Source organism: Agromyces sp. Y558 (genome assembly GCF_059445415.1).
This window is the reverse complement of sequence record NZ_JCAIUH010000001.1, coordinates 631,839-655,224: the sequence shown is the minus strand read 5'-3', so window position 1 is coordinate 655,224 and position 23,386 is coordinate 631,839. Positions and strand designations below refer to the sequence as shown.

21 protein-coding genes are annotated in these 23,386 nt (G+C 67.7%); 17 read left to right on the top strand and 4 right to left on the bottom strand.

The window, feature by feature from the left end:
* Positions 1 to 129: 129 nt before the first annotated feature.
* From AC1C2T_RS03095 to AC1C2T_RS03075, 5 genes are all read left to right on the top strand, one after another.
* A complete protein-coding gene (locus AC1C2T_RS03095; protein ID WP_495384214.1) occupies positions 130 to 1,026 on the top strand; it encodes a glycine betaine ABC transporter substrate-binding protein in 897 nt (298 codons plus the stop codon).
* Positions 1,027 to 1,179: 153 nt separating this feature from the next.
* A complete protein-coding gene (locus AC1C2T_RS03090) occupies positions 1,180 to 2,082 on the top strand; it encodes a glycine betaine ABC transporter substrate-binding protein (protein WP_495384213.1) in 903 nt (300 codons plus the stop codon).
* Between the two features lie 287 nt (positions 2,083 to 2,369).
* On the top strand, positions 2,370 to 3,740 hold the full coding sequence (gene gad / locus AC1C2T_RS03085) for a glutamate decarboxylase (RefSeq protein ID WP_495384212.1): 1,371 nt from the start codon (positions 2,370 to 2,372) through the stop codon (positions 3,738 to 3,740).
* A gap of 11 nt (positions 3,741 to 3,751) precedes the next feature.
* Complete coding sequence (locus tag AC1C2T_RS03080; protein WP_495384211.1) at positions 3,752 to 5,356, top strand: ammonium transporter; 1,605 nt, start codon at positions 3,752 to 3,754, stop codon at positions 5,354 to 5,356.
* Positions 5,353 to 6,003 carry a hypothetical protein gene (locus AC1C2T_RS03075; protein ID WP_495384210.1) on the top strand — a complete coding sequence of 217 codons (651 nt, stop codon included), beginning with the start codon at positions 5,353 to 5,355 and terminating at the stop codon, positions 6,001 to 6,003. The genes AC1C2T_RS03080 and AC1C2T_RS03075 overlap by 4 nt, the downstream gene beginning before the upstream one ends.
* Positions 6,004 to 6,035: 32 nt before the next feature.
* On the opposite strand, the gene AC1C2T_RS03070 is transcribed toward AC1C2T_RS03075, so the two are convergent.
* From AC1C2T_RS03070 to AC1C2T_RS03060, 3 genes are all read right to left on the bottom strand, one after another.
* A complete protein-coding gene (locus AC1C2T_RS03070) occupies positions 6,036 to 6,947 on the bottom strand; it encodes a carbohydrate ABC transporter permease (protein WP_495384209.1) in 912 nt (303 codons plus the stop codon).
* Complete coding sequence (locus AC1C2T_RS03065) at positions 6,944 to 7,795, bottom strand: carbohydrate ABC transporter permease (RefSeq protein WP_495361681.1); 852 nt, start codon at positions 7,793 to 7,795, stop codon at positions 6,944 to 6,946. The genes AC1C2T_RS03070 and AC1C2T_RS03065 overlap by 4 nt, the downstream gene beginning before the upstream one ends.
* 159 nt (positions 7,796 to 7,954) lie before the next feature.
* A complete protein-coding gene (locus AC1C2T_RS03060) occupies positions 7,955 to 9,196 on the bottom strand; it encodes an ABC transporter substrate-binding protein (RefSeq protein ID WP_495361682.1) in 1,242 nt (413 codons plus the stop codon).
* 222 nt (positions 9,197 to 9,418) lie between these two features.
* Between AC1C2T_RS03060 and AC1C2T_RS03055 the strand changes: the two genes are divergently transcribed.
* From AC1C2T_RS03055 to AC1C2T_RS03025, 7 genes are all read left to right on the top strand, one after another.
* Entirely contained in the window at positions 9,419 to 10,651 is a 1,233-nt protein-coding gene (locus AC1C2T_RS03055) for a Gfo/Idh/MocA family protein (protein WP_495384208.1), read from the top strand.
* Between the two features lie 66 nt (positions 10,652 to 10,717).
* The gene (locus tag AC1C2T_RS03050) at positions 10,718 to 11,782 is read left to right on the top strand and encodes a LacI family DNA-binding transcriptional regulator (RefSeq protein WP_495384207.1); all 1,065 of its coding nucleotides are present in this window, start codon (positions 10,718 to 10,720) and stop codon (positions 11,780 to 11,782) included.
* 246 nt (positions 11,783 to 12,028) lie between these two features.
* The gene (gene rpmB, locus AC1C2T_RS03045) at positions 12,029 to 12,265 is read left to right on the top strand and encodes a 50S ribosomal protein L28 (RefSeq protein ID WP_495352099.1); all 237 of its coding nucleotides are present in this window, start codon (positions 12,029 to 12,031) and stop codon (positions 12,263 to 12,265) included.
* A complete protein-coding gene (gene rpmG / locus AC1C2T_RS03040) occupies positions 12,265 to 12,432 on the top strand; it encodes a 50S ribosomal protein L33 (protein WP_022892462.1) in 168 nt (55 codons plus the stop codon). The genes rpmB and rpmG overlap by 1 nt, the downstream gene beginning before the upstream one ends.
* 3 nt (positions 12,433 to 12,435) lie before the next feature.
* Positions 12,436 to 12,741 (top strand): 30S ribosomal protein S14, encoded by a 306-nt coding sequence (rpsN, locus tag AC1C2T_RS03035; protein WP_495352100.1) that lies wholly within the window; start codon positions 12,436 to 12,438, stop codon positions 12,739 to 12,741.
* A 562-nt stretch (positions 12,742 to 13,303) separates the two neighbouring features.
* Positions 13,304 to 13,591 (top strand): HU family DNA-binding protein, encoded by a 288-nt coding sequence (locus AC1C2T_RS03030; protein WP_139415757.1) that lies wholly within the window; start codon positions 13,304 to 13,306, stop codon positions 13,589 to 13,591.
* Positions 13,592 to 13,763: 172 nt separating this feature from the next.
* On the top strand, positions 13,764 to 15,932 hold the full coding sequence (locus AC1C2T_RS03025) for a bifunctional copper resistance protein CopD/cytochrome c oxidase assembly protein (protein WP_495384206.1): 2,169 nt from the start codon (positions 13,764 to 13,766) through the stop codon (positions 15,930 to 15,932).
* 24 nt (positions 15,933 to 15,956) lie between these two features.
* Here the strand turns inward: AC1C2T_RS03025 and AC1C2T_RS03020 are convergent, their stop codons facing one another.
* A complete protein-coding gene (locus AC1C2T_RS03020) occupies positions 15,957 to 17,003 on the bottom strand; it encodes a hypothetical protein (RefSeq protein WP_495384205.1) in 1,047 nt (348 codons plus the stop codon).
* A gap of 154 nt (positions 17,004 to 17,157) precedes the next feature.
* On the opposite strand from AC1C2T_RS03020, the gene AC1C2T_RS03015 reads away from it, so the two are divergent.
* The 5 genes from AC1C2T_RS03015 (at position 17,158) to AC1C2T_RS02995 (ending at position 23,361) form a co-directional block, all read left to right on the top strand.
* On the top strand, positions 17,158 to 18,465 hold the full coding sequence (locus AC1C2T_RS03015; RefSeq protein WP_495384204.1) for an ATP-dependent DNA helicase: 1,308 nt from the start codon (positions 17,158 to 17,160) through the stop codon (positions 18,463 to 18,465).
* Positions 18,466 to 18,571: 106 nt separating this feature from the next.
* Complete coding sequence (locus AC1C2T_RS03010) at positions 18,572 to 19,894, top strand: serine hydrolase domain-containing protein (RefSeq protein ID WP_495384203.1); 1,323 nt, start codon at positions 18,572 to 18,574, stop codon at positions 19,892 to 19,894.
* A gap of 87 nt (positions 19,895 to 19,981) precedes the next feature.
* A complete protein-coding gene (locus AC1C2T_RS03005; protein ID WP_495384202.1) occupies positions 19,982 to 20,827 on the top strand; it encodes a class II glutamine amidotransferase in 846 nt (281 codons plus the stop codon).
* 99 nt (positions 20,828 to 20,926) lie between these two features.
* Positions 20,927 to 21,526, top strand: coding sequence for a hypothetical protein (locus AC1C2T_RS03000; RefSeq protein ID WP_495384201.1), 600 nt, complete (start codon positions 20,927 to 20,929; stop codon positions 21,524 to 21,526).
* A 212-nt stretch (positions 21,527 to 21,738) separates the two neighbouring features.
* The gene (locus tag AC1C2T_RS02995) at positions 21,739 to 23,361 is read left to right on the top strand and encodes an MFS transporter (protein ID WP_495361691.1); all 1,623 of its coding nucleotides are present in this window, start codon (positions 21,739 to 21,741) and stop codon (positions 23,359 to 23,361) included.
* Positions 23,362 to 23,386: the final 25 nt, after the last annotated feature.

Here is a 23,386-nt window from a genome sequence, read left to right as displayed (position 1 = left end):
CCCGACACGCCGGCGCGAACCTGAATTGCTGCACGACGAAACGAGGGCGCGCGACATCCGCTCGCCCAAGGGCCGCTCAGGCGGCCATCCCCAACACCCGTGCCACAGCACACGGGAGGAAAGGAACACATGAAGAAGCGCATGCTCACCGGAGCACTTGCACTCGGAGCGGTCGCCGCTCTCGCACTCAGCGGCTGCGCCGCTGACGCCGGAGCCGAGGCCCTCGAGAACGGTGACCAGAAGGACATCACGATCGCCGTGTTCAACGGCTGGGATGAAGGAGTCGCGGCAAGCGAGCTCTGGAAGGCCGTGCTCACCGAGCAGGGCTACGACGTGACCCTCGAGTACGCCGACCCGGCCCCTGTCTACACCGGTCTCACGACCGACGACTACGACGTGACCCTCGACACCTGGCTGCCGATCACGCACGCCGACTACATCGAGCAGTACGGCGACGACCTCGTCGACCTCGGCGCGTGGAACGAAGATGCCAAGCTCACCATCGCGGTGAACGAGGATGCCCCGATCGACTCCCTCGAGGAGCTCGCCGCGAACGCCGATCTCTTCGGCAACCGGCTCGTCGGCATCGAGCCGGGTTCGGGCCTGAACCGCGTCACGACCGAAGAGGTCATCCCGACGTACGGGCTCGACTCGATGGAGTACCTTACGAGCTCTACGCCCGCGATGCTCGCCGAGCTCACCGCGGCGACCGACAACGGCGAGAACATCGCCGTGACGCTCTGGCGCCCGCACTGGGCCTATGACGCGTTCCCGATGAAAGACCTCGAGGACCCCGAGGGCACGCTCGGCGATGCCGAGGGCATCCACTCCTTCGGTGGCAAGAGCTTCGAGGAGAACTACCCCACGGCGGCCGGCTGGCTGAAGAACTTCACGATGGACTCCGACCTGCTCTTCTCGCTCGAGAACGCGATGTTCAACAGCGATGCCGACTCCGATGACTACGCACCGGTGGTCGAGCAGTGGATCGCCGACAACCAGGAGTACGCCGACTCACTCACCGAGTAGTCAGGCAATCGAGCGGCATCCGCTCGGCAATCACGACAGGCGGCGGCCTCCACACGGGGCCGCCGCCTGTTCCATACCTCCCGCCGAACAGCGGTGGGCGGATCGACCCCGGACACGCCGGGGATCCCGCACGGCTGCGGGAGGAAGGAACACATGAAGTCCCGTACCATCGTCGGAGGAATCGCTCTCGGCGCTGCATCCATGCTCACCCTGACCGGCTGCGCAGCAGGCGAGGCCGAGACCGTCGAGAACGGAGATCGCGCCGACGTCACGATCGCCGTGTTCAACGGCTGGGACGAGGGCATCGCCGCGAGCGAACTCTGGAAGGCCGTGCTCACCGAGCAGGGCTACGAGGTCGAACTCGCCTACGCCGACCCCGCGCCCGTCTACGCGGGCATCGCGACCGGCGACTACGACCTGAACCTCGACTCGTGGCTGCCGGTCACCCACGAGGACTACGTCGAACAGTACGGCGACGACCTCGTCGACCTCGGCTCGTGGAACGGCGGCGGACGCAACATGATCGCGGTGAACGAGGATGCCCCGATCGACTCCCTCGACGAGCTGGCCGCGAACGCCGATCTGTTCGCCAACCGCATCGTGGGCATCGAGCCCGGTGCAGGGCTCACCCGCCTCACGAAGGAGGAGGTCATCCCCGCCTACGGGCTCGACGAGATGGACCTCCTCGAGTCGTCGAGTCCGGCGATGTTCGCCGAACTCTCGGCGGCGACGGCGGCGGGGGAGAACATCGCGGTGACGCTGTGGAGTCCCCACTGGGCGTGGGAGGCGTTCCCGATCAAGGTGCTCGAGGACCCGCTCGGCGCATACGGCGCCGCCGAGGAGATCCACATCCAGGCGCGGTCCGACATCGAGGAGGAGCTCCCGACGCTCGCCGGTTGGCTGCGCGGCTTCGAGATGGACTCCGATCTACTGCACTCGCTCGAGAACGCGATGTTCAACGGTGACGATGCCGCTGCAGGCGACCGCGACTTCAGCGCGGTCGTAGCCGAGTGGATCGCCGACAACCGGGAGTACGTCGACTCGCTCACGGAGTAGCGCGAGGCGAACAGGGCGGGTGACGGATGCTGCGGCATCCGTCACCCGCCTTCGTCATGCAGGCGGGCTGCCCACTCGGCTGCACTGCACACTGCCCGCCGCCCACTGCCCGCTGCCCGCCGCCCGGGCATCCACCCGCACGAGGGGTATCGGCCGCGAACGCGCCGGCGTAATGTTCGGCGAGATGGTGATCCGGTCCGGGGGGCCAGGCGCTTGAGGTCGACTGCCTTCCGGCGGGCACGCGTGCGGCGCGGGTCCGGAAACCGGGCTGACTGGAAGGACCGACGATGGCCGACGATCCGAGCGTGCTCGCACCGACTTTCGCGAGGACGGCGGTGCGATCCGTCGCCCCGCGGTTGACCATACCCAAGGGTGAGATGGACCCGACGACGGCCTATCAGATCGTGCACGACGAGACGATGCTCGACGGCAACGCCCGCCTGAACCTCGCGACGTTCGTGGCGACGTGGATGGGCGATGAGGCCGACCGGTTGTACGCCGAGTCGTACGACAAGAACATGATCGACAAAGACGAGTACCCGCGCACCGCCGCGATCGAGGAGAACTGCTGGCGCATCCTCGCATCGCTGTGGAACGTGCCCGACGTCGCCGACTCGATCGGCACGTCGACGATCGGCTCGTCAGAGGCGTGCATGCTCGGCGGCCTCGCCTTCAAGCGGCGCTGGCAGACCGCCCGTCGTGCTGCCGGCAAGTCGACCGAGAAACCCAATCTCGTGATGAGTTCGGCGGTGCAGGTGTGCTGGGAGAAGTTCTGCAACTACTTCGAGGTCGAGATGCGCCTCGTGCCCATCTCGGAAGAACACCCCACCCTCGACGGGGCCCAGATCGAGCAGTACGTCGACGAGAACACGATCGGCGTGGTCGCGATCATGGGCGTGACGTACACCGGCATGTACGAGCCGGTCAAAGAGATCGCCGAGGCTCTCGACGCCCTGCAGGAGAAGACGGGGCTCGATGTGCCGATCCATGTCGACGGGGCATCCGGCGCCATGATCGCGCCCTTCCTGCAGCCCGAGATCGAGTGGGACTTCCGCCTCGAGCGGGTGCACTCCATCAGCACCTCCGGGCACAAGTACGGGCTCGTCTACCCGGGCGTCGGCTGGGTCGTGTGGCGCACGCTCGACGCGCTGCCCGAGGAGCTCATCTTCCGGGTGAGCTACCTCGGCGGTGACATGCCGACGCTCGCCCTGAACTTCTCGCGGCCCGGCGCGCAGGTGCTGCTGCAGTACTACCAGTTCCTCCGCCTCGGGCACGAGGGCTACACCGCGGTGCAGCAGGAGTGCCAGGACGTCGCGAAGTACCTCGCGGAGGGCATCGCCGCGATCGGCGCGTTCGACCTGTGGAATGACGGGTCCGACATCCCGGTGTTCGCGTGGCGGTTGAAGCCGGGCCACACCGACAAGTGGAACCTGTACCACCTCTCGGATCGCCTGCGCATGAAGGGCTGGCTCGTACCCGCCTACCCGATGCCCGACAACATGAACGACCTCACGGTGCAGCGCATCGTCGTGCGCAACGGCCTCAGCCGCGACCTCGGCGACGAGTTGCTCGAGGACATCAGGGTCGAGACGGCGTGGCTCGACGCGCTCTCCTCGCCGATGCCGACCGAGGGGCAGAAGCCCGGGTTCCACCACTAGGGGGTTCGACCGTGTCCGAAGCGATCGACAGCGGCGACACCGCCTGGGTCCTGGTGTGTGCGGCGCTCGTGCTGTTCATGGTGCCGGGGCTCGCATTCTTCTACGCGGGTCTCGTGCGCCGCAGCACGGTGCTCGTCATCATGCAGCAGAACATCGTGCCCCTCGCGGTCGTCACGATCACGTGGGTGCTCGTGGGCTTCAGCATGGCCTTCAGCTCGGACGCCTGGTCGGGCCTCGTCGGCGACCTGAAGCTGTTCGGACTCATGGGGCTCGACGGAGCCCCGGCGCCGGCTCTGCACGTCGTCGATGCGGACGTCGCGATCCCGACGCTCGCGTTCGTCGCGTTCCAGATGATGTTCGCGATCATCACGCCGGCCCTGCTGACGGGTGCCACGGTGGGCCGGTTGCGTCCGCTCGGATGGGTCGTCGTGCTGGTCTTCTGGTCGATCCTCGTGTACCCGGTGATCGCGCACTGGCTCTTCAATCCGGACGGCTGGCTCGCGAAGCTCGGTGCGCAGGACTGGGCGGGCGGCATCGTCGTGCATGCTGCGGCCGGAGGCGCCGCGCTCGCGGTGCTCGCCGTGGTGGGGCGGAGGTCGGGCTGGCCGACGACCCGATCGATCCCGCATTCCATCCCGCTCGCGGTCGTCGGCGGCGGCATCCTCTGGTTCGGTTGGTTCGGCTTCAACGCCGGCGGGTCGCTCCAGGCGAACGGGGTGGCGGCACAGGCGCTGCTGAACACCCACGTCGCCGCAGCGGGCGGCATGGCTGCGTGGCTCGTGTGCGAGGTCATCCGCACGAAGCGAGCCACGGTGATCGGCGGAATCACCGGTGCGGTCGCAGGCCTCGCGACCATCACGCCGGCAGCCGGGTACGTCAGCACGCTCGCCGCCCTCGCGATCGGCGTCATCGCGGGGGTCGTCTGCACGCTCGCACTGAAGCTGAAGGTGTTCTTCAAGTTCGACGACGCGCTCGACGTGATCGCCGTGCACTTCGTCGGCGGCATCATCGGTTCGTTGATGCTCGGCCTCTTCGGCTCGGCCGCGATCAATTCAGCGGGCCGCGACGGCCTGTTCTCGGGGGGCGGTTGGGGGCTGCTCGGAGATCAGGCTCTGGCCCTCGTCGTCGTCATCGCCTACGCCTTCGTGGTCACCTGGATCATCGCCAGGCTGACGCAGGCGACCGTCGGGCTGCGCGCCTCCTCCGACCCCGCTCGCGATGCCGATCAGCAGGAGCAGGGCAGCGACGCATACCACCTCGCCGCGGTGCTCACGCGTGATCGCCGAGGCGGGGAACCGGGCGGCCAGGGCGCGGTGCCGCGTGTCGACGGCGCGGAACGGACCGTCGTGGCCGTCGTCGAGACGCCCGACGCGGAGGAGCTGCGCGCCGAGCTCTTCGCGGCTGGGGCGCGGTCGATCGTGCTCGACGAGGTCACCGTCGCGACCGGCAGTGGCCAGCGCGTCTCGGTCCGCGAGCAGTCGGCGGATGTCGGTTTCGTCCGTGCTTCCCGCGTGGAGGTGCTGGTGCCGGCTGAGGCGGTGGCGGCGGTGCAGGCGGTGCTGAGCCGCGACGGCCGGGCGCTGTCGGGGCCGACGGTTCGCGACGACCACCGATGACCGCGACCCGTCTCGCGCGACCCCGTCGACTCCGCCGCGAGGCCTGGGGTTTCGCAGTGGGCTCCCTCTGCTTCCTGGTGGGCGCCATCCCCTTCTACGCAGAGTGGGCGGGGCCGGTCGGGGTCGGTGTCACGTTCTTCGTCGGATCGATCTTCTTCACGCTCGCGGCCTTCATCCAACTGAGCCTGAGCGGCCGCCATGTGCCGAAGCGGGGAACCAACCGGGCCGACCGTTGGGATTGGTGGGCGGCCGCGATCCAGTTCGCGGGCACCCTGCTCTTCAACGTCAGCACCGCGGTCGCGCTCGCCGCGGCGGTCGCCGACCCCGAACGCCTCGGCGCCGGGTGGCGACCCGACGCCTGGGGGTCGGCTGCGTTCCTCGTCTCGAGCGTGCTCGCCGTGGTCGCGACGAAGGACCGCGGACAGCTCTGGGACCGGGATGCCCGTTCATGGCACGGCACCTGGCTGAATCTGCTCGGCTCGATCGCGTTCGGCGCCTCGGCGATCGGCGCGTACGTCGTGCCGCAGACCGATTCGCTCGTGAGCGCATTCTGGGCGAACCTCGGCACGCTCATCGGCGCGCTGTGCTTCCTCGTGGCGGCGCTGCTGTCTCGGCGCGTGATCGCCGCGGAGCCCGCGCCGGCGTGAGGTCTCCGGGTGCCGCCCTACTTCGTGCCGCCCTACTTTTCGGCGCCGGCGACCATGCCCTTGATGAAGTACCGCTGCAGCACGAGGTAGACCGCGAGCACCGGAATCACCGACATGAGGGACGCGGCGGCGGCTGCGCCGAGGTCGCTGCCCGAGCTCGCGAAGAAGGTGCCGATCGCGGGGGCGATCGTGCGCATGTCGGGGCTGCGCATGAGGTAGACGCTGAGGGCGTACTCGTTCCAGACGGCCACGCTCGTGAGGATCACGACGGTGGCCGTGACGGGCTTCAACATCGGGAAGACGACCCGGAAGAGGATCTGCACGGGGTTCGCACCGTCGACGGCCGCAGCCTCCTCGATCGAGAGCGGCAACCCACGCATGAACGAGGCGTAGAGGAAGATCGCGAGCGGCAACTGCGTGGCGACCATCACGAGGATGGTGCCCCAGTAGGTGTTGACCGCGTGCAGCTGGTTCATCATCGTGTACAGCGGCACGAGGATCGACAACGGGGGCACCATGATGAGGCCGACGATGCCGACCATCACGAGTCGGTTCGCGACCGTGGTGCGACGGGCGAGCGGGTAGGCGGCGAGGGCGCCGAGCACGCACACGAGCAGCGTGCTCACGACGGTGACGAGGGCGCTGTTGCCGATCGCGCCCAGGATGTTGCCGCGGTCGACCGCGGTGGTGAAATTCTGCCAGTACCACTCGTCGCCCGGGAAGAGCCACTGCGACGAGAGGTCGCTGCGCGGCTTCAGCGCGGTGGTGACGGTGATGTAGAACGGCAGCAACTGCAGGCCGATCGCGACGAGCAGGCCGAAGCCGATCGCGAACCGGCCGATCAGGCGACCGGTGCGGCTGCGAGTCGGCGGCTCCTGGTCGTCGGCCGAACGGATGCCCCGCTCGGCCGTGGCCTCGAGCGGATCGATGATCGTCGTGGTCACTGCAGCTCCAGACGTTTGCGGTTCAGCATCGTGTTCGCGAGCAGGGTGAACACGGCGATGAGGATGAAGAGGGCGACGCCCATCGCCGAGGCGTAGCCGGCGGTCTGGTTGTCGAAGTACGCCGTGCTGATGAGCGTGGAGACGGATTGCGTGGAGTAGCCCGGCCCACCGCCGGTGAGCACTTGGATGACGTCGAAGAGCTTCAGGCCGCCGATGAGGTTCAGAACGATGCTCGTGGCGAAAGCCGGTTGCAACAGGGGCACAGTGACGTTCACGAACTGCTGCCACGGGCCGGCGCCATCGAGCCTGGCGGCCTCGTAGTACATGACGGGGATCGACTGGAGCCCGGCGAGATAGATGACCATCGAGATGCCGACGAACTGCAGGGAGTTGACGAGCACGATGAGCGCGATGGCCGTCGTCGCATCGCTGAGCCAGGCCGTGCGTGCTCCGCCGAGGGCGATGACCAGGTCGTTGAGCCCCCCGGAGTTGTACGAGAAGAAGAGGTAGTACATCGTGCCCATGACCACGGGGGAGACGAGCACCGGCAGGTAGATGATCGCGCGGGCGACGTTGCGGCCGCGCATCGCCCGATCGAGCGCGAGCGCGAGGGAGAGACCGACGACCTGCTGGATGAGGGTCGACCCGAACCCGTACAGGAACGTGTTGAAGAGCGCCGTGTGGAAGTTCGGGTCGGCGAAGAGCCGGCCGTAGTTCTCGAGTCCGATGAAGCTGCGGCTCGGGCTGTAGCCGTTCCAGTTCGTGAACGAGAGCACGATGCCGTTGACGAACGGCCAGATCGTGAACATCGCGAGCACGATGAACGCGGGGACGTAGAAGAGGTTCAAGCTGCGTCGCGCGAAGCGGGGGACCGACGACGACCGGGAGCCGCGCCGCCGTGGCGGGATGGTGTGGGATGACGTCGCTGTCAACGCGTTGGCCTTTCGGGAGGTGCGGCGTGTCGGGGGAGCGGATCGTGGGGCGGCCGGGCCGCCCCACGATCGAGGTCACTCCTGGCCGTAGAGGCCGTCGAAGCTCGTCGTCATCTGGTCGATGACGGTCGGGACATCCGATTGGCCGGTGATGATGCTGTCGGTGGTCGAGACCATCGTGTCCCACATGCCGTTCGGCAGGTAGACCCGGTCGAAGTACGGCAGCAGCGGCACGTCGCCCGGGGCGACGAACTCGTCGTAGCTCGCCTGCAGGCCGCCGAGGTCGCTCGTCGCGTCGGTGAGTCCGGGGATGCCGCCCATCGCGCTCGCGAGTTGGGAGAGGTTCTCGGGTTCGGCGAGGAACGCGACGTAGTCGAGCGCCTCCTGCTTCTGCTCGGACGTCTTGGAGACGCCGTACGCACGCCCCTCACCGCCGACGAGGAACGGTGCGCCGACGTCGGACGGGATGGGGAAGTAGCCGAGCTCGGCATCGGGGTTGAAGCCGTGCGCTGTGGCGACGATGTTGTTCTGCACCATGACGAAGCCGGTCGTGCCCTCGGCGAGTGCTCGGCCGAGGTCGTCGGTCGTCGCGGAGGAGTAGTCGGGGTTGAAGTAGCCCGCCCCCTGCCACGTCGCGATCTTGTCGAGGACGGAGGAGTACCCGTCGCCCTGGAACTCGCCGTCGAGGAAACCCTCGAACTCCTCGTCGGTGAAACCACCCGAACCCATGAAGTCGGGGATGTTGCCCGCGAACCAGCTGTCTTTGCCCGACGAGGAGATCGGCGTGACGCCGGCGTCGGACAGGGTCTTGAGGGCGGCATCGAACTTCGCCCAGTCGGTGAGGCTTGCGGGGTCGATGCTTGCGGCGTCGAGCACGGCTCGGTTGTAGACGATGCCCGCGACATCCGTGTCGAGCGGGAACGCGAAGAACTCACCCTCGTCGTTCTCCATCGCGGGCGCGAGGGCCGGGTTGAAGTTCTTCGCCCACGGCTGGTCGTTCAACGGTTCGAGGAATTCGCTGTAGCGCAACAGCGACCAGCCGTGGGTGGCCCAGATGTCGGGCACGTCGCCCGAGGCGAGGCGAACCTTCATGTCAGCCTCGTAGGTGTCGGTGCTCGGCACGAGGTCGATCTTCACGCCGGGGTGATCGGCCATGTAGGCGGCGGTGAGCTCGGTGAGCACCTCGAGGCTCGGGTCGGTCGCGCCGAAGTTGGTCTGCACCTCGATCGTCGCGCCCGCGCCGCCGTCGGCGGAACAACCCGTCAACGCGACGGCGAGCACTGCGATGGCAGCGACACCGGGAAGAGTGGACTTCATCGTCTTTCCTAACATTTGGGGACGTGCGCTCCGGACTTCGACGTCGCCGGCGCGGGGTAGCTCAGAGGTTACCCGCGTAGATTCTGAACCGCAAGCGTGAGTGCATCCCAGTATTTCATTGGAGTACAGCCTGCAGATCTTGGTTGACACGCGTAGAACACGATGCGAGACTGCCCCTCAGACGCGAGCAATTCGGCTTGCGTGCAAGGCGAAGGAAACACCATGGCGTTCTCGTTGGGCATCGTCGGCGCTGGCCAGTTCTCAGGCCAATTCGCGACCCTCTTCCATCACCACCCCGGCGTTTCCGAGGTGTACGTGACCGACACGATCCCCGAACGGGCCGACGAGCTCGTCGCCACGGCCGGGCTCGCGGGCACCATGGTGAGCTTCGACGAGATGCTCGCCTCGCCGGTCGACGCCATCGCGATCTTCACGCAGCGCTGGACCCACGGCCCGCTCGTCGTGCGTGCGCTCCGGGCCGGCAAGCACGTGTACTCCGCAGTGCCGATGGCCATTTCCGCCGACGAGATCGCGGCGATCATCGAGGCGGTCCGCGAGACAGGGCTCACCTACATGATGGGCGAGACGAGCTACTACAACCCGGCCACCGTCTTCGCCCGCGAGAAGCTCGCGGCCGGCGAGTTCGGCCGGCTCTTCTACGCCGAGGGCGACTACGTGCACGACATGGACCTCGGTTTCTACGACGCCTATCGCTACAGCGGCGGCGAGAACTGGAAGGCGACGGCGAGCTACCCGCCCATGCTCTACCCGACGCACTCCATCGGCGGCGTGCTCGGCGCCTGGCCCACCTTCGCGACCGCGGTCTCCGCAGTGGGCGTCGTCGACGATCGCGGTGACGGCGTGTTCGATCGCGAGGTCAGCCAGTTCGACAACGACTTCTCGAACGTCACCGCGCTCTTCGAGCTCGCCGCGGGCGGGTCGATGCGCATCAACGAGTTCCGTCGCGTCGGGTTCCCGTCGCACCGGCGTGAGTCGCGCTTCCGTTGGTTCGGCACCGAGGGCACCTTCGAGCAGGTCACGACGGCCTCGTACTGGCAGACGCGGGAAGGGGTCGAGGAGGTCTCCGAGCTCATCGACACCAACCCGTCGCTCGATGCAGACGATCCGTCGCTCGCGCACGTCGCACCAGCTCTGCGCGACGCCTTCGTGTCGGGGTACGCCGCGATCCACGACCGTTCGCGCATCCCCGAAGAGCTGCGTGGCCTCCACAACGGGCACGAGGGCAGCCACCACTTCCTCGTCGACGACTTCGTGCGTTCCGTCGAGCAGGGCACGCTGCCGCCGGTGAACGCCTGGACCGCGGCGCGGTTCACGCTGCCCGGCGTGATCGCGCACGAGTCGGCTCGGCGGGGCGGCGAACGCCTGGTGATCCCCGACCTCGGCGAGCCGGAGGCATCCGCTCGCCTGACGCCGAGCGAGGCGGTCAGTCGCTAGCCTTGCACTCACGCGACGCCGTCGGCCGCTGCATCACCCGCCCGCCGCTGAACGAGGGAATCTGAGATGAGCGAGCTGCCCAGGGCCAGGAAGGTCACTCGAGCCGATGTGGCCCGCTACAGCAGGGTGAGCACGGCGGTCGTGAGCTACGTGCTGAACAACGGGCCGAAGCCGGTCGCGCCGCTCACTCGCGAGCGGGTGCTCGAGGCGGTACGGGTGCTCGGGTACCGGCCGAACGCTGCGGCACGCGCACTGTCGACGGGGTCGGCCGACATGATCGGCATGATCGTCGTCGACAGTCGTAACCCGTTCTTCGCGCAGCTCTGCCACGCGCTCGATCGAGCGACCGTTCGCCGCAACCGCTCGTTGCTCATCGCCAACTCCGACCGCGAGCACGTCGCAGCGGCCGACCAGATCCACGACCTCGCGGCACGTCAGATCGGCGGCCTCATCATCGCCGACCTCCTCACCGCGGTCGAGCAGGCGATCATCGAGTCGCTCGACATTCCTGTCGTGCTGATCAACCAGTACACGGGCGCGAGCGAGACGCCGGCGATCGGTGTGGACTTCAGGGCCGGAGCGCAGCAGGCCGTGGAGCACCTCATCGGGCACGGCTATCGCGAGATCGCGTTCGTCGGAAGTGCGCTCGCCATCGACCGACGCGAACGCGGCTGGTCCGATGCGCTGAGTGAGGCGGGACTGGCCCTCGGGCTGCGGTTGCGCGCACCGTTCTCGTACGACGGCGGATATCAGGCCGGCCTCGCGCTCGCCGAATCGGAGCGCCGACCCCGTGCGGTGTTCGCGGCATCCGACCAGATCGCGGTCGGCCTGCTGGCCGCGCTGCATCGGGTCGGGCTGCGCGTTCCCGAAGACATCGCCGTGGTCTCCTTCGACGGCACGATGGAGTCGGCCTACACCTGGCCGCCGCTGACCACGGTCGCCCAACCGATCGCGGCGATGGCCGACGAAGCCATCCGTCAGCTCGTGACCGGTGAGCTGACGCCGGGCCTGACGACCTTCCCCACCGAGCTCATCATTCGCGAGTCGTGCGGCTGCTCGATCGAAGACGACCGGGTCGCCGTGCCCCGAACCGATGCTGAATCCGAATCGGGTCTCGACCTCTCGTTGTAATACTCTCCACTACAGCATCGAGGGCGGGCGCCACGCGGCCGAAGAGCTGCGTCGCCGCGCCATCCGCTCGGTTCGGCCGCCCCCGCCCTTTCTGGTAAGCTGGCTCGTTGGCTGGGCACTTCCACTGCCCATGCCGCGACAATCCCCATCGACGACACGCGAGAAATCGCGGGCATTCGTGTGGGGAAGGTCAGCAGACAAGAGACCTTGGGAGGGGCATCCGCCCCTCGGTATTGGAGGAAACCAATGGCAGCAGTGTGCCAGGTGACCGGAGCCATTCCCGGCTTCGGACACAATATCTCGCACTCGCACCGTCGGACGAAGCGCCGCTTCGACCCGAACGTGCAGAAGAAGACCTATTTCGTGCCGTCGCTGCGGCGCAAGATCACCATCAACGTGTCCGCCAAGGGCATCAAGGTGATCGACGCTCGTGGCATTGAGGCAGTGGTCAAGGACATGCAGGCACGTGGGGTGAAGCTCTAATGGCGAAAGCACAAGATATCCGCCCGATCATCAAGCTTCGGTCGACCGCCGGCACCGGGTACACGTACGTGACCCGCAAGAACCGCCGCAACAACCCCGACCGTCTCGTGCTCAAGAAGTACGACCCCGTAGTGCGCAAGCACGTCGACTTCCGAGAGGAGCGCTAAGACATGGCGAAGAAGAGCAAGATCGCGCGCAACGAACAGCGCAAGGTGATCGTCGAGCGGTACGCCGCGAAGCGCCTCGAGCTGAAGAAGGCGCTCGTCGACCCCAACGGCACCGACGAGAGCCGCGAGGCCGCTCGTCAGGGCCTGCAGAAACTGCCCCGCAACGCATCGCCGATCCGCGTCCGTTCGCGTGACGCGATCGACGGCCGCCCCCGTGGCGTGCTCACGAAGTTCGGCGTCTCGCGCGTCCGCTTCCGTGACATGGCGCACCGCGGCGAGCTGCCCGGCATCACGAAGTCGTCCTGGTAACTCGACGACAGACGTCAGGCTTACCCGAAAGGGGCGTTCCGAAAGGAACGCCCCTTTCGTCGTCTGCGCCGCATGATCGGCGCAATTGCGAGTTGAACGGGGGAGTTCTGCCCATGGCGTAGGCACCTCTCCGTTTCGGAGCGTGAGGCAACTTCGGCCCCGGCGACGCGCTGAACTCGCCACGTTCCTCAAGCGCTGGCAGGCGATTCAGGGTTGACGAGGTCCGGCGGACGGCCGGATCGAACTGCAGAGCTGAGCGGATGCCGCATTGCGGGGCATCCGCTCAGCTCATTTGCGTGAGCGCGAGCCACATCGTCGAGCCAGCGCGAACGAGATCCTCGAGCCGCAAGACGAGGCGAGAGTGAGCCCACATCGTCGCGCCCAGAGCGAACGTTGCGCGACACGCCGAACGAATGTGGCCAAAAAGCCCGGAAATCCGCGGGATTCCGGGGGTCTCTGCTACATTCGAAGCGGCCTGATCGGCCATGGGGGCGGTTGAACGATCGTTCCTGAGAACTCACAAATGCTGTACCCAACAGCGAAGGTCCGAGGAGGACATTCAATGGCTGACAAGTCGCTCAACAAGACCGAGCTCGTCGCGAAGGTCGCAGCGTCGACCGGACAGAGCCAGGCCACCGTCGACGCCGTTCTCGGCGGTCTCTTCGAGGCGCTCGCCGAGTCCGTGGGCTCCGGCACCAAGGTCTCGATCCCCGGGTGGCTCGCCGTCGAGCGCACGCACCGTGCTGCGCGCACCGGCCGCAACCCGCAGACGGGCGCCGAGCTCCAGATTCCGGCCGGTTACTCGGTCAAGGTTTCGGCTGGTTCGAAGCTCAAGGCTGCTGCGAAGTAACTGCGACTTCCCGAAGGGGCGTGCGGCGTGAGCCGCGCGCCCCTTCGCCGTTGGATCTCCTCCCCGCGCAGTGGGTAAGCCTGTGAGGGTGACGGATGCCGCGGGCTCGCGGTGCGCGCCGGTGCGCACCGCTCTGGGCGGGCGCTCGGGCACCGCCGTCTAGGCTGGTTCGGTGCCCCGCTCCGTTCGAGTGCTCGGTCCTGCCGCGCTCATCGCCGTCGCCCTCGCCGCGACGTTCGCTGGCCTTGCCTTCGGCGGGGGAGCGGCCGAGCAGCTGATCCAAGATCCCGGACCGATCGCCCGCTACGGCGTGCCGCTGGCCAAGCTCTTCGTGAACCTCGGCGCTGCGGGCATGATCGGGGCGCTCGTGCTCGCAGTGTGGGCGCTCAGTCCGAAGCGGCGCGAGTTCGATCTCGCGCTCGATGTGGCCGCGGCATCCGCTGCCGTCATGACCGTCGCGAGTGCCGCGACCGGCCTCTTCACCTTCCTGCTCGTCACGAGCGTGCCGTTCGACCTGAGCGATTCCTTCGGGCAGAAGCTCGGCCAGTTCGTCACCACCATCGAGCTCGGGCAGGCGTTGCTCACGACGACGCTCGTCGCGGCGGCCGTCACCGTGCTGTGCTTCGCAGTTCGCAACCAGACCGCCCTCGTGTTCGTGACGGTGCTCGCGGTCGCGTCGCTCGTGCCGCTCGCGCAGCAGGGGCACGCAGCTGGGGCAGCCGGGCATGCCGCGGCGATCACCGCGCTCGGCCTGCACCTCGTGTTCGCGTCGGTGTGGCTGGGCGGACTCGTCACGATCGTGGTGCTGAAGCGCGAGCTCGGGGCGGAGCGACTGCCCGTCGTGCTGGCCCGCTACTCGACGGTCGCGCTCATCTGTTTCATCGTGGTAGCGCTGTCGGGGTACGCGAGCGCGGCGCTGCGCATCGGCGAATGGGATCAGCTCCTCACGCCCTACGGAATGCTCGTCGTCGCGAAGGTCGTTGCGCTCATCGCGTTGGGACTGTTCGGTGCGGCCCAGCGGCGATTCCTGATCGGGCGGATGTCGCGGGGCGCGGGTTCCTCGGCGGCGGGTCTCGATACGCGTCCTCCTGCGTCGGGCGCTACTCGACCGGCAGACGGCGGGGGTTCCTCGGCGGCGGGTCTCGATACGCGTCCTCCTGCGTCGGGCGCTACTCGGCCGGCAGACGGCGGGGGTTCCTCGGCGGCGGGTCTCGATACGCGTCCTCCTGCGTCGGGCGCTACTCGACCGGCGAGCGGTGGGGGTGCGTTCTGGTGGCTCGTCGTCGCCGAGCTCGCATTCATGGGGCTCGCGTCAGGTGTCGCAGCCGCCCTTGCACGCACGGCGCCCCCGGTGCCCGAGAAGGTCACTGCCGGGGTCGCCGACTCTCCCGCTCAGTTCCTGACGGGCGAGCCGCTGCCGCCCTGGCCCGAGTGGACGCGCTTCTTCACCGAGTGGAACCCCGACCTCATCTGGCTGCTCGCCTGCGGCTTCGGCATCTTCTTCTACCTCGCGGGCGTGCGTCGCCTCCACAAGCGCGGTGACCGTTGGCCCGTCTACCGCACGGTGCTCTGGGTCGCCGGCCTGCTGCTGCTCGCCTACATCACGAACGGCGGCGTGAACGTCTACGAGCAGTACTTGTTCTCGGCGCACATGCTCGCGCACATGGTGCTGACGATGGCGGTGCCGGTGCTGCTCGTGCCCGGCGCACCGGTGACGCTCGCGGCCCGCGCCATCCGTGCCCGCAAAGACGGCAGTCGCGGCGGCCGCGAGTGGATCCTGCTCGCCGTGCACTCGAAGTTCGCCGGCATCATCGCCAACCCGATCGTGGCCGCGGTGCTCTTCGCCGGGTCGCTGTGGGTCTTCTACTACTCGCCGCTCTTCCGTTGGACCATGCTCGACCACATCGGGCACGAGTGGATGATCGTGCACTTCCTCATCACGGGCTACCTGTTCGTGCAATCGCTCATCGGCATCGATCCGGTGCCGTACCGCCTGCCGTATCCGTTCCGGCTGGTGCTGCTGCTCGGCACCATGGCGTTCCACGCGTTCTTCGGACTCACGATCATGTCGAGCACGGGCCTGTTGCTCGCCGATTGGTACGGCGCGATGGGGTGGGGCACCGATGCGCTCATCGATCAGCAGCTCGGCGGCGGCATCGCCTGGTCGATCGGCGAGATCCCGACGGTGGCGCTCGCGATCGCGGTGGCCGTGCAGTGGGCCCGCAGCGACGAGAAGGAGTCGAAGCGACGCGATCGGCACGCCGATCGCACGGGCGACGCCGAGCTCGAGGCCTACAACGCGCAGCTCGCGGCGATCGCCGAACGCGACGGCCGGCCGTAGCTGCTGCCACGCCGAAGACTGGGGCTACTTCAGCTGGATCGCGATGTTGCCGTCGGGCTGGATCGTCGCCGAGAGGGCGATGGTGTACGGGCGATCCTCTTCGAGGGTGAAGTGGTGGCCGTCGAAGAGCGACTGCACGTCGACCGAGATGTGCGCGACGCCCTCGGTCGGCGGCATGTCGAACGATGCCTCACCGGGAGTGAGGGTGACCTGCGGCACGCTCACGATGCTCCATACCGGCTCTCCGACGACGCGGTCGTCGATCTCGATGCCGAAGGGGCACTTCGCTGGCTGCAGCACGGTCTGCGTGGCGCACTCCGCGAGGAAGGCGTCGACCCTCACCTGCACCCGCTCGACGAACGCGGCGGTCGGCTGCGCGTCGACCGTCACGGGCACGCGCGCCGATGCATCGGCCTGCAGTGCCCTCGGCACCGCCTCGAGCAGCACCGAGCTGTACGAGAACTCGTAGACCGCCGGCGCGATCGCGAGGTACGGCGTGACCTGCGTGAACGCGGCGAGCTCCTCGCCGGATTTCGTCGCACGGGAGTCGAGGGTGAGCGAGCCCACGGTGAAGAGCGGGTAGTGCGCGGCGGTCACGTCGACCACGGCGAGTGGGCTGACCGCGAACTCCCAGCGGTTCAGCACACCGTAGAGGGGATCGATGGGTCGCACGTCGAAGGAGGACTCGACGATCGCGGTCTCGAGCCGGTAGGTGGCCATCACCGTGTGCGTGCCGTCGGCGTGCGCCACATCGCTCACGATGCTGATGTCTTCGGGGCCGGACTCCACGACGCCGGTGCGGAGCATTGCCGTCGACAGGTTCGCCGGTAGCCCGAGGGCTTCGAGCTCTGCGGCATCGAGCGCGACTCCTGGGGTCGTCGAGGCGGTCGCGATATCGTCGTTCGCGATGGCGGAGAGGTAGCGTTCTATGAAGTTCGAGGCACCGTAGACCGTCTGGTTCAGGGCGCCCAGCGCGGCGAAGAACGCGCCGATGACGAGCATCGCGAGCCCGACCCAACCGACGACGGACAGCGGCGACACCCGACTGTTGCGCACTCCGGAGCTCCCCACCTGCCCAAGTGTAGATGGGAGGCAACGGCGGGAACTGAGAGCCGAGCTCTGAGCGGAAGGGCCGCAGCGCCGCACGAACCCCACGGGGAGGCGGTTACAGTGGGAGCGAAACACCCGCCCCGCGGCATCCGCTCGCCGAATCGAAAGCGCCCTAGTGCAGAATGTGACCCTCAGCCGCGAACAGGCGGCGGTCTTCGGGGCGATCGAGGGCACCCGTGAGCACGTCTTCGTCACAGGCCGCGCCGGCACCGGCAAGTCCACGCTGCTGAACCACTTGAACTGGCACACGCAGAAGCAGATCGTGATCTGCGCGCCGACGGGCGTGGCCGCCCTGAACGTCGGCGGACAGACCATCCACTCGCTGTTCCGGCTGCCGATCGGCGTCATCGCCGACCACGTCATCGAGCAGAACGACACGGTGCGCAAGATCCTGAACGCCATGGACACGCTCGTCATCGACGAGGTGTCGATGGTGAACGCCGACCTGATGGATGCGTTGGATCGCTCGCTGCGGCAGGCGAGGCAGCGGCCGCTCGAACCGTTCGGCGGCGCGCAGGTCGTGCTCTTCGGCGACCCCTATCAACTCGCGCCGGTGCCGGGCGACGCCGACGAGCGCGCCTACTTCGCCGACACCTACGACTCGATGTGGTTCTTCGACGCAAAAGTGTGGCGTGAGACCGATCTGCGCATCTTCGAACTCGGCGAGATCCACCGCCAGCACGACGACGACTTCAAGCTCATGCTGAACGCGGTGCGACACGGCCGGGTCACCGCAGAGATCGCCGGTGTGCTGAACAGTGTGGGTGCCCGACGCCCGTTGCCCGAACAGGGTGCGATCACGCTCGCGACCCGCAATGACACCGTCAACCGCATCAACCACACGCAACTGCACCGGCTGCCGGGGCAATCGCACGGCAACGAGGCCGAGGTCACCGGCGATTTCGGTGGTCGCGCGTACCCCGCCGACGAGAACCTCGAGCTGAAGATCGGCGCGCAAGTGATGTTCCTGCGCAACGACACCGCGATCGGGCCAGAGGGCCAGCGCTGGGTGAACGGCACGATCGGTACGGTGACATCGCTCGACCGGGCCGTGCGCATCGAGATCGACGGCGAAGAGCACGAGATCGAGCAGGTCACCTGGGAGAAGTACAAGTACACGTGGGATCCGACGCGCAAGAAGCTCGAGAAGCAGGTCGTGGCCGAGTTCACGCAGTTCCCGTTGAAACTAGCCTGGGCGGTTACCATCCACAAATCGCAGGGCGCGAGCTACGACACCGCGATCGTCGACCTCGGCCAGCGCGTCTTCAGCCCGGGCCAGACCTACGTCGCGCTCAGCCGCCTCACCTCGCTCGACGGGCTCTACCTGGCCCGCCCGTTGCGACCGAGCGACATCATCGTCGATCGCAACGTCGAGCGGTTCATGACGGGCGCCGATCGCGAGATCGCGTCGTCGCAGAGCTGACAGCGTCGCGTTTGTGCAACATTTGGGACGGCGGAGACCCGGCTGTGCGATTGCTACCGTAGCGGCGGGTTACAATTTCAGCGGACACACGGCTGAGGGGAGCTTGGTGGCTGAAGAGTCTGGGGGCAAGTGGCGGCGGGGGTTTCTCGCTGTCGCGCTCGTCGGTGCGCTCACGCTCACGAGCTGCACCGGCGGCTCGGTCGACCCGATGGCCGATCTCGATCCCGTCGATGCGGCCTTCGGCGAGCAGCTCGCCGGCGAGTTGCAGGCGGTGCTCGACGAGGCCGTCGCCCTCAGCGGATCGAGTGGGGGAATCGCCGGTGCGTGGTCGCCGTGGTCGGGGGAGTGGGCGGGTGCCTCAGGCACCGTCGACTTCAGCGAGAAGCCCGCGCCGGTCACCGTCGACACCGAGTTCCACCTCGGCACGCTCACGACCGAAGTGACGTGCACGGTGCTGCTGCGCCTCGTCGACGAAGGGCAGGTGCAGCTCGACGACCAGGTCGCGGAATACGTGGACTGGGTGCCGAGTCTCGACGACGTCACGCTCGGGCAACTCTGCCAGCACACGTCCGGCATCGCCGACTACTACCCGGGCCTGCGCAGCCACTTCGTCGCGAACCCCGAGCGCATCTGGCCGCCGAACGAGCTGCTCTCGAGCGGGCTCGCGCTGCCGCGCACCGGCGAGCCCGGTGAGCAGTGGTCGCATTCGCGCACGGGCATCCTGCTGTTGGCGATGGCGCTCGAGCGACGCACGGGACTCAGCTGGAGTCAACTCGCCGAGCGCTATGTGTTCGGCCCGCTCGATCTTGACGACACCTCGCTTCCGACGCCGACCGACACCGAGCTCGACGACGGACTCGGCGCCTATTCCGCTGCGATCGCGCAAGACGGCGCGATCGATTGCGCGGTGCGTCGCGACGACACTTCGCAGTCGAGCTCGATGGGTGGGGCGGCCGCCGGTGCCGTGTCGAGTCTCGAAGACGCACGCCGGTTGAGCGCTGCGTTCGCAACCGGCGCGTTGCTCGACGAGGCGACCGCCCGCACGCAGTGGACGTCGATCCCGATGGGTGCCGACGCACCCGCGTGGCACGGGTGGGGCATCGGCGGGGCCGAGTACGGACCGATGCGTGGAACTGCGGGTGAGTCGACGGGTGCGCTCACCGCGGCATTCACCGACCCGAAGAGCGGCCTCACCATCGTCGTGGCGCTCAACAATTCGACGTCGGGTGCAGATTTCGTGCGTGAGACGGCGTTCGCACTCGCTTCACTCGCGTCCAAGGCGGGCGCGGCCGCCGACCACGAACTGCCACTGGTCGAGTTGCCGTGGTCGTTCGAGCAGGCGACCACGAAGATGCGCGAACTCGCGAAGTGCCCGGTCGCGGCACCGGCTGCACCGGCTGCACCTGCGGAACCGGCACCGGCCGGCTGACGGCGCAACAAAATAGATGAGGAACACTCGCGACGGCGCTAGGCTGACCGCATCCTCATGTCGGTGCCGACGAAGGAGTTGAGTCGCATGTGTCGCTGGCTTGCATACTCGGGAGAACCGCTCCAACCCTCCCTCGTGATCCTCGACGCGCAGCACTCGCTCGTCGCGCAGGCACTCGATTCGCCACTCGGCGCCGAAACGGTCAACGGCGACGGCTTCGGCGTCGGCTGGTATCCCCCCGGCTCGACGGCGGGGAGTCATCCATCGACGTTCCACAGCGTCGAACCGGCCTGGAATGACGAGAACCTCCGCGAGATCACCGAGTCGATCGAAAGCCCGCTGTTCTTCAGCCACGTGCGTGCGGCCGGAGGTCCGCCGATCCAGCGCACCAACTGCCATCCGTTCCGCCACCACAACTGGCTCTTCATGCACAACGGAGTCATCCACGGCTTCCGCACGATCAAGCGTGAGCTCACTTTCGCCATCGATCCTTCGCTCTACCCCGACGTACTGGGCACGACCGACTCGGAGGTGCTCTTCCATCTCGCCTTGACGTTCGGCCTCCTCGACGACCCGATCGCAGGCATGACGAAGGCCGTGCGGTTCGTCGAGGAGACCGGCCACGAGCACGGCATCGGGTATCCGATGCAGGGCACGGTCGCCATCGCCGACGGAGCGACGATCTGGGCCTTCCGGTACTCGTCGGAGGGGGAGTCGCGCACGTTGTTCCACTCCGTGGACATTCCGACGCTGCAGGAGATGTACCCGGATTTCCCGCGCCTGCGTCTCTTCGGCCAGAAGGCGCGCGTCGTCGTCTCCGAGCCCCTCAACAACCTTCCCGGCGCATTCGTCGAAGTGCCGGAGTCGACCGTCGCGATCCTCGACGACGACGGCTACCGGTACGAGCCGTTCATGGAGGGCATGCACGTCTGAGGCTTCGCCGGGTTAACCTCGCGACCGGGACCACAACGTTTCGGGGCATTCGTTCGTCTCTAGAGATTGAACGTCGATCACTCTGCCAGGGAGGCCCGGATGTCCCACGCTCGATCTGCCGCCGCGCGGCTGCTGGCCGTCGTCGCCGGAGCGGCGCTCCTGTCGGGGTGCGCCCAGAACCTCCTGGCCGCGCCGCTGCCCGAGCCCCCTGCACCGCTGCCCTCCGTCGTCGTGGAGGAACCGGACGCCCCGGCCGTGACCTACGACGCCGTCGACTGCCGCACGCTCAACGGACTGCTCGTGCCATCGCCCGACGCACCGGCGGCGACACCGATTCCCGAGCCTGGGCGGGTGCCCGCCGGGTTCGACGTCGTCGCGGCGCTCGGCTGCGAGTTCGAGATGCGCGACGCGGGCCGGAGTGACGGCGCGCTCGACGTCGTGGTGACGGTGACCCGGTACGAGGGCGACTTCGGCCCGCTGCTCAGCGCGCTCGCGGCACCTGATGACGTCTCCCCGACCGACACGGTGTGCGCGGCCTCGATGGAGATCGTGCCCCCGCTCTGGCTCGAGGCCGCCGACGGGTCGGTCGTCTCCGTGCGCTACCCCGTCGATGTCTGCGGGAAGACGAAGCCGGCCGTCGCCGAGGCGCTCGCGGGGCTCGACGCGGTCTCGATCGACGAGTGGACGGCGCTCGACTGACGCGACTGACGCGACCGACGCGCGATCGGCGCTGGACCAACGCAGCGCACGCCCGATCAGCGGGGTGAGAAACGCTCACTTCGCACGCAGAAAATCGCCCGCCACGGGGCATCCGCTGCCATACTGACCTCGGCTGCACCTTGCCAAAGGTCGCCCGGGTCAGCCGGCCCGCCCGACCGCTCGTTCCACGTCGTTGTCGGAAGCGGGGTCACATGAACAAGTGGTCGGTCGTCGCGGTCCTCGGATCCGCCCAGTTCGTCATGGTCCTCGATGGCACCGTCATGAACGTCTCCATCTCGACGGTGGTCGAAGACCTCGACACGAGTGTCACCGCGATGCAGACGGCGATCACGTTCTACACGCTCACGATGGCCTCGCTCATGCTGCTCGGTGCGAAGCTCGGCGACGTGTGGGGGCGGCGGCGGGCCTTCGTCATCGGCTCGTGCATCTACGCTGTCGGCTCGCTCATGACGGCACTGAGCCCGAACGTGCAGGTCCTCTTCCTCGGCTGGTCGATCATCGAGGGCGTCGGTGCGGTGCTCGTCATCCCGGCGGTCGCGGCGCTCATCGCCGACAACTACGAAGGCCCCGACCGCATCACCGCGTACGCGATCATCGGGGCGGTCTCGGGCGCTGCAGTCGCGGCCGGTCCGCTCATCGGCGGCTTTCTCACGACCTATGCGAGCTGGCGGTACGTGTTCGTCGCCGAGGTCGTCATCATGATCGTGGTCGTGCTCTTCACTCGCGTGATCGCCGACCGCACCGCCCGTCAGACGGTGCGCATCGACGTGTGGAGCGTGCTGCTCTCGGCTGTCGGGCTCGTGTTCGTGGTGCTCGGCATGCTGCAGAGCAAGACGTGGGGCTGGATCACGCCGCTGCAGTCGCCCGAGATCGGCGGCGTCGAGATCGCACCGCTCGGCATCTCGCTGTGTGCGTGGCTCATACTCGCCGGCGGCGCGCTGCTCGCACTGTTCATGCGCCGTCAGCGCCGGCTTTCAGCCGCGGGGCGGGCGCCGCTCCTCGACGTGTCGCTGTTCTCGATCACCCGGCTCCGCAGCGGGCTCGCGGTGCTCGGCGCGCAGTACACGATCACGGCCGGGCTCTTCTTCATGGTGCCGGTGTACCTGCAGATGACTCTCGGGCTCGATGCGCTCGAGACGGGGCTCAAGATCTTCCCGCTCTCGATCTCGCTCATCCTCTTCTCGATCATCGGCACGCGGCTTTCGCGGCTGTGGTCGCCGCGACGCATCGTGCGATGGGGCCAGGTAGCGCTCGTGGTGGCCTCCGTGCTGCTGCTCGGGTCGGTCGACCTCGAACTGCAGAGCATCGCCTTCGGGTGCGGCATGTTCATCGCCGGTGCCGCCCTCGGCCTGCTCGCGTCTCAGCTCGGAAACGTCAACATGTCGAGCGTGACCGAGTCGCAGACCAGCGAGGTCGGCGGACTGCAGGGCGTGTTCCAGAACCTCGGCTCCTCGCTCGGCACGGCGCTCATCGGATCGGTGCTGATCGGGGCGCTCGCCACCTCGTTCGCCTCGGGGGTGGTGTCGAGCGAGCTCCCGGCCGAGGTCAGGTCGATCATCGACGAACGCACGCAGACCGGCGTCGAGATCGTGCCGGCCGCCGACGTCGACGACATCGCGGAGAAGGCGGGGCTCTCAGAGGCCGAGGGCGAAGAACTCACCCGCGTCTACAGCGAATCGCAGATCTCGTCACTGCGCACCGCGTTCTTCGCGCTCATCGTGTTCGCACTCGCATCGCTGTTGTTCTCGCGCGGCATCCCCGCAGAGGTCATGGGGCGACGGCCTGAGAATGCGGATGCCCCGCCGGTCACGTGACTCGGCCGGTCGCCACGAAGAACGG